We start from the raw sequence: 12,390 nt of genomic DNA, 5'->3' as shown, positions 1-12,390 counted from the left end.
GGGGTCGGATCCCGCAACGCGGGCTCTGACCCCAACCTGCGACCGCCTCAATCCGGAATCGGCAGGCTCAGCGTTTCCTTCACTTCTTCCATCACGATGTAGCTTTTGGATTCACGCACATGCGGCAGTGTCAGCAAGGTGCTGCCGAGCAGCTTGCGGTAGGAGGCCATCTCACTGATCCGTGCCTTCAGCAGGTAATCGAAGTCGCCCGAGACCAGATGGCACTCGAGCACATTGGGCAGCTTCAGGGCGGCGCGCCGGAACTCTTCGAAGATGTCACCGGACTTGTAGGCCAGGCTGATCTCTACGAATACCAGCAGGCTGGCCTTCACCGCCGCCGGGTCCAGGTGGGCGTGGTAGCCGGTGATCACCGCTTCGCGCTCGAGCCGGCGCACGCGCTCGGTGCACGGGGTGGTCGACAGGCCGACCCGCTCACCCAGTTCGGTGAAGGAAATACGGCCCTCCGCCTGCAGGATGCGCAGGATCTTGCGGTCGATCTTGTCCAGTTCGCGGGTACGGGTGGCCATGGCCGTCAACCTTGGGGAATGAATTGCAGGAGAACATCCTGCCGATTGATTTCAAATCAGGCAAATCAACTGGGATTGGCTGTCTATACTTCCCCAATTATGGTCCCGGCACGCTCCAGTGCAGGGAATGATCGGGTTGGAGAAGTCCCATGCGAGTCCTAGTTCTCGGCAGCGGCGTGATCGGCACCACCAGTGCCTGGTACCTGCGACAGGCCGGGTTTGAAGTCACGGTCATCGACCGCCAACCCGGCCCGGCGCTGGAAACCAGCTTCGCCAATGCCGGCCAGCTGTCGTTCGGCTACACCTCGCCGTGGGCCGCCCCGGGCGTGCCGAAGAAGGCCATCGGCTGGCTGTTCGAGAAGCATGCGCCGCTGGCGATCAAGCCGGGCATGGACCTGGCCCAGTACCGCTGGCTGTGGCAGATGCTGCGCAACTGCACCCACGAGCGCTACGCGATCAACAAGGCGCGCATGGTGCGCATGTCCGAGTACAGCCGCGACTGCCTGAACGAGCTGCGCGCGCAGATCGGCATCGAGTTCGAAGGCCGCGACCTGGGCACCACGCAGCTGTTCCGCACCCAGCAGCAGCTGGATGCCTCTGCGCAGGACATCGAGATCCTGGCCCAGTACGGCGTGCCGTACGAGGTGCTGGACCGCGCCGGCATCATCCAGGCCGAACCGGCCCTGGCCCATGTCGACGGCCTGGTCGGCGCGCTGCGCCTGCCGCGTGACCAGACCGGCGACTGCCAGCTGTTCACCCGGCGCCTGGCGCAGATGTGCGTGGACGCCGGCGTCGAGTTCCGCTTCGACCAGGACATCACCGGCCTCGAGTTCGAGGGCGACCGCATCACCGGCGTGCGCATCGACGGCAAGCGGGAAACCGCCGACCGCTTCGTGGTCGCGCTCGGCAGCTATTCGCCGGCGCTGGTCGCACCGCTGGGCATGCGCCTGCCGGTGTACCCGCTGAAGGGCTATTCGCTGACCCTGCCGATCACCGACCCGGCGATGGCGCCGACCTCGACCATCCTCGACGAGAGCTACAAGGTGGCGGTCACCCGCTTCGACGACCGCATCCGCGTCGGTGGCATGGCCGAAGTGGCCGGTTTCGACCTGTCGCTGTCGCAGCGTCGTCGCGAGACCCTGGAGCTGGTGGTCAGCGACCTCTACCCGAAGGGCGGCGACCTGTCGCGCGCACAGTTCTGGACAGGCCTGCGCCCGGCCACGCCGGACGGCACGCCGGTGATCGGCGCCACGCCGTTCCGCAACCTGTACCTCAACACCGGCCACGGCACCCTGGGCTGGACCATGGCCTGCGGCTCGGGCCGTTACCTGGCCGACCTGATGAGCGCGCGCCAGCCGCAGATCAGCACCGAAGGCCTGGATATTTTCCGCTACGGCCAGTACGGTCACGCCCCGCAACATGAGAACCGCACATGCGTCCTGCCCGCGCGCTGATCGATCTGGGCGCCCTGCGCAGCAATTACCGGCTTGCCCGTGAACTGGGCGGTGGCAAGGCCCTGGCGATCATCAAGGCCGATGCCTATGGCCATGGCGCGGTGCGCTGTGCACAGGCGCTCGAAGGCGAGGCTGATGGTTTCGGCGTGGCCACCATCGAAGAGGCGCTGGAACTGCGCCAGGCCGGGATCCGTGCGCCGATCCTGCTGCTGGAAGGCATCTTCGAACCCAGTGACATGGCGCTGGTGGCCGAGCACGATTTCTGGTTCGCGGTGGGCTCGCCGTGGCAGCTGGAAGCGCTGGTTGCATTCGACAGCCCGCGCCCGCTGACCGTGTGGCTGAAGCTGGACAGCGGCATGCATCGCCTCGGCCTGGACGTGGACAGCTTCCGCGCCGCGCATGCACGCCTGTCGGCGCTGCCGCAGGTCGAGCGCATCGTGCTGATGACCCACCTGGCGCGTGCCGACGAGCTGGACAGCGAACGCACCCATGAACAGGCGGCGACCTTCGCGCGCGCCATCGACGGCCTGGACGGCGAGACCAGCGTGTGCAATTCGCCGGCACTGCTGGGCTGGCCGGATGTACGCAGCGACTGGGTGCGCCCGGGCCTGATGCTGTACGGCGCCAATCCGCTGCCGGACAACACCGCGCTGACCGAGCGCCTGCGCCCGGTGATGACGATGCAGTCGAAGGTGATTGCCGAGCGATGGATCGAGGCCGGTGAGCCGGTGGGCTATGGCGCACGCTTCGTGGCCAAGGCGCGCACCCGCGTGGGCGTGGTCGCGCTTGGCTATGCCGACGGTTATCCGCAGTTCGCCCCCAACGGCACGCCGGTACTGATCGATGGCCAGCCCGGCGTACTGATCGGGCGCGTGTCGATGGACATGCTGACGGTGGACCTGACCGCGCATGCGCAGGCCGGCATCGGCAGTGTGGTGGAACTGTGGGGTTCTGCGCCGACGCTGTCGGAACTGGCGCCGCGCTGCGGCGTGAGTGCCTACCAGCTGCCGTGCGCGGTCAAGCGCGTGGCGAAAGTCTACGTGTAGAGCCGAGCCCGCGCTCGGCTCTGGTAGAAGCCTACCCTGGTCGGCACCGTGCAATGCGTGTCGACCAAGGTCGACACCTGCCGGCAGGTAGAGCTGCCCGGAATCATCGTGCAGCAGTAGCCCGCGTGCTCAGCTCGCGCTTCACCCAGTCGTCGATCAGGCGCTTCTCGTAGCGCAGCGGATCGCTGTCGCTCTTCAGCCCCAGGTTGTGCAGGTAGCCGGTGTCGCTGAGCTTGGCTTCGCCCTCATCGACGATGCGACCACTGGCGTCCTTCAGCGTGTACTGCAGGGTGATCCGCGGCGGATAGATGTCCCGCATGATCCGGATGTCGCTGCCGCGCGGGCCGTGCCAGGGCTCGTAGTCGCCGGCGCGCTTGATGTCGACCAGGGTCACGTCCAGGGTCTGCCCGGGCTGCAGCGGTTTGGCCGCCGTGGTCTGCACGTAGCTGGCCAGCTGCTGCACCCAGTTGCCGCGTTCGGCCTCGAAGCGGTTGGTGCTCTGGCGGATTTCGGTGAATCCGGCTGGATCGTCCCACTTCACGCTGACCGGGCCATTGGCCTGCAGCGCGCGGGGCGCATCCGGATCGGTGACGGCGCGCGGCGCGGCGTTCGCGCTGCCCGCCATGAGGGCGCCTGCCAGCAGCAGGGCAGTGGCCAACGAGCGGTTCATGACGGTCTCCTGCGTCCCATCGACGGGGACGATGCGATTTATAGATCGAGTGTGATCCCGCTTTCCAGCCACCGCAACGGCCGATTGCGACACCGACAAGAGCGGTTGCCGCCAATTCATCGTCGTCAACCATGACTGACGGCGCTTGACGCTGTGAATACGCGCTTTGGAAGATGCTGTGCTCCCAATCCGGCCCGTCCAGACGCCCTTGTCCACACTGCCGCCCCTCGTGGAGCGCCCACCGATGATGGTGCAGGCGCCCGAACCCGACCTGCATCATGGCGTGCTTGAGCGCATCAACGCTGGTTTCTGCGTGATCCAGGTGCTGTTCGAGGGCGATCGTGCGGTCGACTATCGTTTCCTCGAGGTCAACGATGCCTTCGAGCGCCACACCGGGCTGAAGGATGCGCGTGGACAGCGCATGACCGAGCTGGAACCCAACCATGAGCAGGACTGGTTCCGCATCTACGGCGAGGTCGCACGCAGCGGCCGTCCCGCCCAGTTCGAGATGGAAGCGCGTGCGCTGGGTCGTTCGTTCGCGGTCGACGCGGTGCGCGTGGGCCGGCCGGGCGAGGACAAGGTCGGCATCCTGTTCTTCGACATCACCGCACGCAAGCAGATGGAAGTGGAGCTGGGCGAGAGCGAAGCGCGCTTCAGCGCGCTGGCCGACGGCCTGCCGATGCCGGTGTGGGTGCTCGATGAGCGCGGCCATGCCCGTTTCGTCAACAGCGCCTTCAGCGAGTTCTTCGGTGGCGACGAGACGCGTGTGCCGGAAGATGTCTGGCGTGGCCTGGTGCATCCGGACGATGCGTCGGTATTCGAATACGAACTGCAGGAAGCGCTGAAGGCGCAGCGTTCGATGCACGCGCTGGTGCGTGCGCGGCGCGCCGATGGCCAGTGGCGTTGGCTGGAGATGAACGCACGCCCGCGTTTCTCGCGGATGGGCCGCTTCATCGGCCTGGCCGGCAGCAGCCCGGACGTGACCGAACGCCGCGAGATCGAACTGGCCCGCGAGGAACTGCTGCAGTCCGAGCGCGCCGCGCGCAGCGCTGCGGAGAACATGGCGCGGCTGAAGGACGAGTTCCTGGCCACGCTGTCGCATGAACTGCGTACGCCGCTGACCACCATCCTCGGCTGGAGTGAGCTGCTGCTGCAGCGTGTGGACAACACCAGCCCTCTGTACAAGGGCCTGAACGTGATCGCCAACAGCGCCGGCGCGCAGAAGCGGCTGATCTCGGACATGCTGGACCTCAGCAGCATGCTGCTGGGCAAGGTGCAGTTGGAGGTGGAAGTGCTGGACCTGCGCACGGTGCTGGGCGAGGCCATCGGCGCGCAGGAACTGGTGGCCGAAGGCAAGGCACTGGACGTGCACCTGCAGCTGCCCGAACAGCCGAGCCTGGTGCTGGGCGATGCCACGCGCCTGCAGCAGGTGTTCTGGAACCTGCTCTCGAACGCGATCAAGTTCACCCCGGCTGAAGGCCGCATCGACCTGCAGCTGCGGGCCGACGGCAACCACTGGGAGATCACCGTGCGCGACACCGGTGATGGCATCGCACCCGAATTCCTCAATCACCTGTTCAGCCGCTTCCGCCAGGCCGATGGCACCACCACCCGGCGCCATGGTGGACTGGGACTGGGCCTGGCGATCGTGCAGCAGCTGGTCGAGCTGCATGGCGGCACGGTCGCCGCGGCCAGCGAGGGGCACGGCCATGGCGCTACGTTCACCGTGCGCCTGCCGCAGCACCTTCCCGATGCCGAGCGGCGCCCGCTGCGCGAAGTGATCAGCGGGCCGATCCTGGAACCGGTGATCGTCGAGCCGTATCCGCTGCGCGGCATGCACGTGCTGGCGGTGGAAGACCAGCCGGAAGTGCTGGAGTACCTGCGGCGCATGCTGGAAGAGCAGGGCGCCAGCGTGTCGGCGGCCAGTTCGGCCGGTGAGGCGCTGGCGTTGCTGGCCGACACCGGCCATCTGCAGTACCACGTGATGCTGACCGACATCGGCATGCCGGGCATGGATGGTTATGGCCTGGTGCGCACGCTGCGCGAGGACATGGGCGTGGATGCCACGACCCTGCCCGCGGTCGCCGTCACCGCGCTGGCGCGTGCCGATGACCGCCGCCGTGCGCTGGCGTCGGGTTTCCAGGAACACGTGGCCAAGCCGTACTCGGTGGCGCAGCTGGTGGCTGCGGTGCGCAAGGTGCAGGTACCCCGCGCGGACAGCGCGCTGCACTGAGCATTCACGGCCGATCGGCGACCCTGCATGCAGGAGGTCGCCGATGTCCCGCATAGCTCCCCGTATCCATACCGATCCGGCGCAGATCGCGCGCCTGGAAGCCCTGCTGCCGCAGCTGGAAGGCGAAACGCAGGTGGAACTGATTCTGCACGATGGCCGTCGCCTGCTCGGCACGGTGGCGGTGAGGCCAACCGTGCAGCAATACCGCAACGAGGCCGGCGACGAAGGCAGCAACGGCCAGCTGCGCCTGGATGACTACGACACGCCGGTGCAGCAGCACCACGTGTGGCTGGATGAAATCGCCAGCATCAACCGCCTGCCACCCAAGGCGCCTTGATCGGATGTAGAGCCGAGCCCACGCTCGGCTGCGCCGTCGCCCGAGCGTGGGCTCGGGCGCTACCGGTGTGTCAATGCTCGAACAGGGTCGGCGTCGCCTCGAATCGGCGTGCGTACGCCCGCTCCTCTGCAACCCTCGCCACCTCGTCATCGGCCAGGTCCGGTGCGCCATATACCGCATAGGCCACGCTGCCATCGGCGCCATGGCCGACCTGGTGCAGCCGGTAGCGCGAGTGGCCGCCGCCGGTGTCCTCGGGGTAGTGCACGGGCGGATGGCTGCCTTCCAAGTCCATTTCACTGTTGTCGACGACGCCACCGACGAACAAGGCTCGCATGCAGGTTCTCCTGGGTTTCCGGGGGAGCCTCTACCCTGAACGTTTCAATGTTTCTGGCAGATCAAGGCCCCGTTCGGGTTTCGCAAAGCGGCCTGCCGGGGCCGGCCCGGCCAAGCCGGTACAATGGACGGCCCTCACGCTTGAAGTACCCGCGCCGATGGCCTCCAGCGACGACGCCCCCCTGCAGACCCTGCTCCTGCCGTTCTCTCAAGGCGCCCTGCGCTGGCCGGAGGGCCCGGTGGCTTTCCTGCGTGCCCGCGATGGCTGGCCGCTGCGCGAAGCGGCCGGCAACCGCGAGCTGCACTGCGAACAGAGCTTTGCCCCGTTCGCGCAGCCGCTGCAGCAGGCCGCCGGCTGGACCGTCAGCGGCCAGCTGGACGATGTGGCCGGCAAGGGCCGTTACCCGCTGGTGCTGGTGCTGCCACCGCGCCAGCGTGAAGAAGCCCGTGCGCTGTTCGCCCGCGCGTTGGCGCTGGTCGCCGAGGGCGGCCACATCGTTGCCTGCCAGGCCAACAACGAAGGCGCGCGCTCCGGTGAAGGCGACCTCAAGCAGCTGGCCGGCCTCGGCGGCTGCCTGACCAAGAACCACTGCCGCGTGTACTGGACCGCCCCGCTGCAGGGCCAGCACGACGCCGACCTGGCCAAGCGCTGGTCGGCGCTGGATGCGGTGCGCCCGATCATGGGCGGACGCTTCCTCAGCCGCCCGGGCGTGTTCGCCTGGGACCGCATCGATCCGGCATCGGCGCTGCTGGCCGAGCACCTGCCGGCCGACCTGGCCGGCCGCGCCGCCGACCTTGGCGCAGGCTACGGCTATCTCTCGCGCGAGCTGCTGGAACGCTGCCCGAAGATCACCGCGCTGGACCTGTACGAGGCCGAGCAGCGTGCGCTGGCCCTGGCCGAACTGAACCTGGCGCCGCCGCCGCGCGCGCTGCCGCTGCGCTTCCTGTGGCGCGACGTCACCGCCGGCATCGAGCCGGGCTACGACGTCATCATCAGCAACCCGCCGTTCCACACGCCGTCGCGTGCCGACCGCCCGGACATCGGCCAGCGCTTCATCGCCGTGGCCGCGCAGGCGCTGCGCCCGGGCGGGCGCCTGTACGTGGTGGCCAACCGCCATCTGCCGTACGAGCACACCCTCAACGACAGCTTCGGTGCGGTGCGCGTGGTCGCCGAGCGCGACGGTTTCAAGCTGGTTGAAGCAGTGAAGGGGAAGGGCAAGTGAAGCTGGTCAAGCTCATCGCCAACCTGGGCTATGGCAGCCGCAAGCAGGTGCAGTGGATGTTCCGCGAAGGCCGCGTCACCGACGCCGACGGTGAGGTGCTGTACGCCGATGACCAGGTGCCGCACGAGGCGATCCGCGTCGATGGCGAGCCGCTGGACCCGCCGGTGGGGCTGTCGATCGCGCTGCACAAGCCCGCCGGCTACACCTGTTCGACCAAGGACACCGGCCGCCTGATCTACGACCTGCTGCCGCCGCGCTTCCGCGACCGTGATCCGGTGCTGTCCACGGTGGGCCGCCTCGACCGCGAGACCAGTGGCCTGCTGCTGCTGACCGACGATGGCGGCCTGCTGCACCGGATCATCTCGCCGAAGTCGAAGCTGCCGAAGGTCTACGAAGTCGAGTTGAGCGAGGACCTGCGCGGCGACGAAGTGGCGTTGTTCGCCAGCGGTACGCTGATGCTGGAGTCCGAGAAGACGCCCCTGCTGCCGGCTGAACTCGAAGTGCTGGAGGCGCGTCGCGCACGCCTGGTGCTGCATGAAGGCCGCTACCATCAGGTACGCCGCATGTTCGCCGCCACCGGCAACCACGTGCAGGCCCTGCACCGCAGCCGCGTCGGCGGGCTGGACCTGCAGGGGCTGGACGAAGGGCAATGGCGGCAGCTCACTTCCACCGACCTGGATACGTTGTTCGCTCCATGACCCCCTTCGCTGCGCTGCCGTTCCTGCCCGACGCCGTCATCTTCGACATGGACGGTTTGATGATCGACAGCGAGCGGGTCTCGCTGGCCTGCTGGAGCGAGGCCGCCGACGAATTCGGGCTGGGCCTGGAGGAAGCGGTATTCCTGCGCATGGTCGGCCTCGGCGACCACGATACGCATGTGTTGCTGCGCGCGCAGGGCATCGAGGACAGCCTGATCGACGCGGTGGCGGCACGTTGCCATGAGCTGTACGAAGCACGCACGCAGACCGGGCTGCCGCTGCGGCCGGGCATCCTGGAGCTGCTGGAGCTGCTGAAGGCGCACGCGGTACCGCGTGCGGTGGCGACCACCACGCGGCAGCCGCGCGCCAACCGCAAGTTGGCGGCCGCAGGCCTGCTGCCGTACTTCGATGCCGTGATCACCAGTGGTGATGTGGCGCGGCCGAAGCCGGCGCCGGATATCTACCTGCTGGCCGCGCAGCGGCTGGGCCAGGCGCCCGAACGTTGCCTGGCGCTGGAAGATTCACCGGCCGGCACGCGGGCCGCACTGGCCGCCGGCATGACCGTGATCCAGGTGCCGGACTTGGTGCATCCGGATGAAGAGCTGCGCGCACTGGGCCACCGCATCGTCGGCTCGCTGGTGGACGCGCACGCCCTGCTGCTGCCGCTGCTGCCGAAGTAGCGGTGGGTGCCGACCTTGGTTGGCACTGAGCCGGGCATGGGCTCGGCTCCACATCTTCTGGTGGGTGCCGACCGTTGGTCGGCACACCTGTTCAATCACACCCGCCCGAACACCAGCGCAGCGTTGGTGCCACCGAAGCCGAAGCTGTTGGACATCACCGTGTCCAGCTTCTGCTCGCGGCTCTCGCGCAGGATCGGGAAGCTCTCCACCTTCGGGTCCAGCTCGCCGATGTTGGCCGAACCGGCGACGAAGCCATCGCGCATCATCAGCAGGCAGTAGATCGCCTCGTGCACGCTGGCCGCGCCCAGCGAATGGCCGGACAGCGCCTTGGTCGAGGACAGCGGTGGTACCGCATCGCCGAACACTTCACGGATCGCGTTGAGCTCGGTGACATCGCCCAGCGGGGTCGAGGTGCCGTGGGTGTTGAGGTAGTCCAACGGGCGATCGACGCCCTGCAGTGCCATCTTCATGCAGCGCACCGCGCCCTCGCCGGACGGCGCGACCATGTCGGCGCCATCGGAGGTCACGCCGTAGCCGATCAGCTCGGCATGGATGTGCGCGCCACGCGCAACGGCGTGGTCGTAGTCCTCCAGCACCAGCATGCCGCCGCCACCGGCGATGACGAAGCCGTCGCGGTCCTTGTCGTACGGACGCGAGGCGCTGGCCGGGGTTTCGTTGAAGCTGGTCGACAGCGCGCCCATCGCATCGAACATCACGCTCATCGACCAGTGCAGGTCTTCACCGCCACCGGCGAACATGATGTCCTGCGCACCGTGGCGGATCATGTCCGCGGCAGCGCCGATGCAGTGCGCCGAGGTCGCGCAGGCGGCCGACAGCGAGTAGCTGACGCCCTTGATCTGGTAGGCCGTGGCCAGGCAGGCCGAGACCGTCGAGCACATTGTGCGCGGCACCATGTACGGGCCGACCTTGCGCACGCCACGTTCGCGCAGCAGGTCGACCGCGCCGATCTGCCATTCGCTGGAGCCGCCGCCGGAACCGGCGATCAGGCCGGTGCGCAGGTTGCTGACCTGCTCGGGGCTGAGCCCGGCATCGGCGATGGCATCGCGCATGGACAGGTAAGCGAAGGCCGCCGCGTCGCTCATGAAGCGCTTCTGCTTGCGGTCGATCAGCGCCTCCAGATCGAGGTCGACGCGACCGCCGACCTGGCTGCGCAGGCCTGCTTCGGCATGGTCGGCCAAGGCGGTGATGCCCGAGCGCCCTTCGCGCAGCGCGGCCGAAACGGTATCCAGATCATTGCCGAGGCAGGACGTGATGCCCATGCCGGTGATGACGACGCGACGCATCAGAAGCTCCCGGTTTCAGTGAACAGGCCGACGCGCAGGTCGCGCGCGCTGTAGATTTCGCGGTCATCCACGTACATGCGGGCGTCCGACTGGGCCATCACCAGCTTGCGGTTGATGACACGGCTGATGTCGATCTCGTAGCGCACGAGCTTGGCGTCCGGCAGTACCTGGCCGGTGAACTTCACCTCGCCGCAGCCGAGTGCGCGGCCCTTGCCGGGGGCACCCAGCCAGGTCAGGAAGAAGCCGGTCAGCTGCCACATGGCGTCCAGGCCCAGGCAGCCGGGCATGACCGGGTCGCCGATGAAGTGGCAGCCGAAGAACCACAGGTCCGGGCGGATATCCAGCTCGGCGCGTACCATGCCCTTGCCGTGCGGTCCGCCGTCCTCGTGGATGTCGGTGATGCGGTCGAACATCAGCATCGGATCGTTGGGCAAACGGCCGGCGGCGGTGCCGAACAGTTCACCGCGTGCGCTGGCCAGCAGCTGTTCGCGGTTGAACGCGTGGAGACGGGTCATGAAGCACAATCCTGGAAGCGGGGAAACAGGGAAACAAGCGTTCGAGGATGCCCGTGGAAACTGCGCCGATCAAACATTTCAACCGTACGCAACCGTAGTGTTTTCAATGGAATACGCGCATCCTGTTGATGTGCAACGACCATACTTCGGCGTGTGGCCCGTTCGACACGCCCCCGCCCTTTCCGCCTGACATGACCCGACTGCGCAAGATCATCCACGTCGACATGGACGCGTTCTACGCGTCGGTGGAGCAGCGCGACGATCCGTCACTGCGCGGCAAGCCGGTGGTTGTGGCATGGCGCGGCGCGCGCTCGGTGGTGTGTGCGGCGTCCTACGAGGCACGCGTGTTCGGCGTGCGTTCGGCGATGCCGGCGCTGCGCGCCGAACGCCTGTGTCCGGACGCGATCTTCGTGCCGCCGGACTTTGCACGTTACAAGGCGGTGTCACGCCAGGTACGCGAGATATTCCTGCGCCACACCGACCTGGTCGAGCCGTTGTCGCTGGACGAGGCCTACCTGGACGTGACCGAGCCGAAGAGCGGCATCGAACTGGCCACCGATATCGCCCGCACCATCCGTGCGCAGATCCGCGAGGAGACGAGCCTGACCGCTTCAGCCGGGATCGCGCCGAACAAGTTCCTGGCCAAGATCGCTTCGGACTGGCGCAAGCCCGATGGCCAGTTCGTGATTCCACCGCAGCGGGTGGACGCGTTCCTGCTGCCGCTGCCGGTGAACCGGGTACCCGGCGTCGGCAAGGTGATGGAAGGCAAACTTGCCGCGCGTGGCATCGTCACCTGCGGCGACCTGCGGCAGTGGTCCCTGGTCGACCTGGAAGAGGCGTTCGGCAGTTTCGGCCGCAGCCTGTACAACCGTGCACGCGGCATCGACGAGCGGGCGGTGGAACCGGACCAGCAGGTACAGTCGATCTCCTCGGAGGACACCTTTGCCGAGGACCTGCTGCTGGAAGACCTGGGCGAGGCGATCGTGCAACTGGCGGAGAAGACCTGGAATGCCACGCGCAAGACCGAACGCGTCGGCCACACCGTGGTGCTGAAGCTGAAGACCGCGCAGTTCCGCATCCTCACCCGCAGTTTCACCCCGGAGCGCCCGCCGGAATCGATGGAAGAACTGCGCGACATCGCACTGGCCCTGCGCGCCCGCGTCGACCTGCCGGCGGAGACGCGTTACCGCCTGGTCGGCGTCGGGCTGGGTGGGTTCCGCGAAAAGGAGGCCGTGGTGCAGGGGGAATTGTTCGAGCACGGACCGAGCGATTCCACATCCCTCTGATCGGCAAAGGCGGGGTCAGAGCCCATTGCGCAGCAACGGGATCCGACCCCAGCAGATTGCCGAGATCTGTCGAAGGCGGGGTGG

The 12,390-nt window shown here is 67.5% G+C and carries 13 protein-coding genes; 8 read left to right on the top strand and 5 right to left on the bottom strand.

What is annotated here, in order from left to right:
* Positions 1-47 precede the first annotated feature (47 nt).
* The gene (locus AC5P56_RS08895; RefSeq protein WP_004140558.1) at positions 48-527 is read right to left on the bottom strand and encodes an Lrp/AsnC ligand binding domain-containing protein; all 480 of its coding nucleotides are present in this window, start codon (positions 525-527) and stop codon (positions 48-50) included.
* Between the two features lie 149 nt (positions 528-676).
* Here AC5P56_RS08895 and AC5P56_RS08890 point away from each other — a divergent pair, with 149 nt between their 5' ends.
* Together AC5P56_RS08890 and alr are read left to right on the top strand one after the other, a co-directional pair.
* The gene (locus AC5P56_RS08890; RefSeq protein ID WP_032959242.1) at positions 677-1,981 is read left to right on the top strand and encodes a D-amino acid dehydrogenase; all 1,305 of its coding nucleotides are present in this window, start codon (positions 677-679) and stop codon (positions 1,979-1,981) included.
* Positions 1,960-3,027 carry an alanine racemase gene (gene alr / locus AC5P56_RS08885; RefSeq protein ID WP_014645804.1) on the top strand — a complete coding sequence of 356 codons (1,068 nt, stop codon included), beginning with the start codon at positions 1,960-1,962 and terminating at the stop codon, positions 3,025-3,027. Before AC5P56_RS08890 ends, alr begins: the two co-directional genes overlap by 22 nt.
* A gap of 103 nt (positions 3,028-3,130) precedes the next feature.
* On the opposite strand, the gene AC5P56_RS08880 is transcribed toward alr, so the two are convergent.
* Positions 3,131-3,697, bottom strand: coding sequence for a DUF3016 domain-containing protein (locus tag AC5P56_RS08880; RefSeq protein WP_014645805.1), 567 nt, complete (start codon positions 3,695-3,697; stop codon positions 3,131-3,133).
* Positions 3,698-3,941: 244 nt separating this feature from the next.
* Here AC5P56_RS08880 and AC5P56_RS08875 point away from each other — a divergent pair, with 244 nt between their 5' ends.
* On the top strand, positions 3,942-5,930 hold the full coding sequence (locus AC5P56_RS08875) for a hybrid sensor histidine kinase/response regulator (protein WP_014645806.1): 1,989 nt from the start codon (positions 3,942-3,944) through the stop codon (positions 5,928-5,930).
* Between the two features lie 43 nt (positions 5,931-5,973).
* A complete protein-coding gene (locus tag AC5P56_RS08870) occupies positions 5,974-6,267 on the top strand; it encodes a DUF3247 family protein (protein WP_049441346.1) in 294 nt (97 codons plus the stop codon).
* A 70-nt stretch (positions 6,268-6,337) separates the two neighbouring features.
* Here the strand turns inward: AC5P56_RS08870 and AC5P56_RS08865 are convergent, their stop codons facing one another.
* Positions 6,338-6,601 carry a hypothetical protein gene (locus AC5P56_RS08865; protein WP_005407925.1) on the bottom strand — a complete coding sequence of 88 codons (264 nt, stop codon included), beginning with the start codon at positions 6,599-6,601 and terminating at the stop codon, positions 6,338-6,340.
* A 157-nt stretch (positions 6,602-6,758) separates the two neighbouring features.
* Between AC5P56_RS08865 and AC5P56_RS08860 the strand changes: the two genes are divergently transcribed.
* The 3 genes from AC5P56_RS08860 to AC5P56_RS08850 are packed head-to-tail and all read left to right on the top strand — an operon-like array spanning position 6,759 to position 9,201.
* Entirely contained in the window at positions 6,759-7,823 is a 1,065-nt protein-coding gene (locus AC5P56_RS08860; RefSeq protein ID WP_288496813.1) for a class I SAM-dependent methyltransferase, read from the top strand.
* Entirely contained in the window at positions 7,820-8,521 is a 702-nt protein-coding gene (locus AC5P56_RS08855) for a pseudouridine synthase (protein WP_014645809.1), read from the top strand. Before AC5P56_RS08860 ends, AC5P56_RS08855 begins: the two co-directional genes overlap by 4 nt.
* The gene (locus AC5P56_RS08850; protein WP_134808472.1) at positions 8,518-9,201 is read left to right on the top strand and encodes an HAD family hydrolase; all 684 of its coding nucleotides are present in this window, start codon (positions 8,518-8,520) and stop codon (positions 9,199-9,201) included. The genes AC5P56_RS08855 and AC5P56_RS08850 overlap by 4 nt, the downstream gene beginning before the upstream one ends.
* Positions 9,202-9,296: 95 nt before the next feature.
* Here AC5P56_RS08850 and fabB read toward each other — a convergent pair whose 3' ends face one another.
* Both fabB and fabA read right to left on the bottom strand, forming a co-directional pair.
* On the bottom strand, positions 9,297-10,505 hold the full coding sequence (gene fabB / locus AC5P56_RS08845; RefSeq protein ID WP_014645811.1) for a beta-ketoacyl-ACP synthase I: 1,209 nt from the start codon (positions 10,503-10,505) through the stop codon (positions 9,297-9,299).
* Positions 10,505-11,020: a 3-hydroxyacyl-[acyl-carrier-protein] dehydratase FabA gene (gene fabA / locus AC5P56_RS08840; RefSeq protein WP_014035851.1), complete on the bottom strand. Its 516-nt coding sequence runs from the start codon at positions 11,018-11,020 to the stop codon at positions 10,505-10,507. Before fabA ends, fabB begins: the two co-directional genes overlap by 1 nt.
* Before the next feature lie 191 nt (positions 11,021-11,211).
* Here fabA and dinB point away from each other — a divergent pair, with 191 nt between their 5' ends.
* Positions 11,212-12,306: a DNA polymerase IV gene (dinB, locus tag AC5P56_RS08835; RefSeq protein WP_134808473.1), complete on the top strand. Its 1,095-nt coding sequence runs from the start codon at positions 11,212-11,214 to the stop codon at positions 12,304-12,306.
* Positions 12,307-12,390: the final 84 nt, after the last annotated feature.

The sequence above is a fragment of the Stenotrophomonas sp. YJH_SMC_131 genome, from assembly GCF_059367975.1.
Note: the sequence above shows the minus strand (reverse complement) of the source record. Positions and strands in the feature narration are given on the sequence as shown.

What these genes read in the sequence shown, in the direction of transcription:
- dinB (WP_134808473.1), top strand. Translation starts at nt 11,212, where the DNA reads ATGACCCGACTGCGCAAGATCATCCACGTCGACATGGACGCGTTCTAC.
- AC5P56_RS08890 (WP_032959242.1), top strand. Translation starts at nt 677, where the DNA reads ATGCGAGTCCTAGTTCTCGGCAGCGGCGTGATCGGCACCACCAGTGCC.
- fabA (WP_014035851.1), bottom strand. Translation starts at nt 11,020, where the DNA reads ATGACCCGTCTCCACGCGTTCAACCGCGAACAGCTGCTGGCCAGCGCA.
- fabB (WP_014645811.1), bottom strand. Translation starts at nt 10,505, where the DNA reads ATGCGTCGCGTCGTCATCACCGGCATGGGCATCACGTCCTGCCTCGGC.
- AC5P56_RS08880 (WP_014645805.1), bottom strand. Translation starts at nt 3,697, where the DNA reads ATGAACCGCTCGTTGGCCACTGCCCTGCTGCTGGCAGGCGCCCTCATG.
- AC5P56_RS08860 (WP_288496813.1), top strand. Translation starts at nt 6,759, where the DNA reads ATGGCCTCCAGCGACGACGCCCCCCTGCAGACCCTGCTCCTGCCGTTC.
- AC5P56_RS08895 (WP_004140558.1), bottom strand. Translation starts at nt 527, where the DNA reads ATGGCCACCCGTACCCGCGAACTGGACAAGATCGACCGCAAGATCCTG.
- alr (WP_014645804.1), top strand. Translation starts at nt 1,960, where the DNA reads ATGCGTCCTGCCCGCGCGCTGATCGATCTGGGCGCCCTGCGCAGCAAT.
- AC5P56_RS08865 (WP_005407925.1), bottom strand. Translation starts at nt 6,601, where the DNA reads ATGCGAGCCTTGTTCGTCGGTGGCGTCGTCGACAACAGTGAAATGGAC.
- AC5P56_RS08875 (WP_014645806.1), top strand. Translation starts at nt 3,942, where the DNA reads ATGATGGTGCAGGCGCCCGAACCCGACCTGCATCATGGCGTGCTTGAG.
- AC5P56_RS08850 (WP_134808472.1), top strand. Translation starts at nt 8,518, where the DNA reads ATGACCCCCTTCGCTGCGCTGCCGTTCCTGCCCGACGCCGTCATCTTC.
- AC5P56_RS08870 (WP_049441346.1), top strand. Translation starts at nt 5,974, where the DNA reads ATGTCCCGCATAGCTCCCCGTATCCATACCGATCCGGCGCAGATCGCG.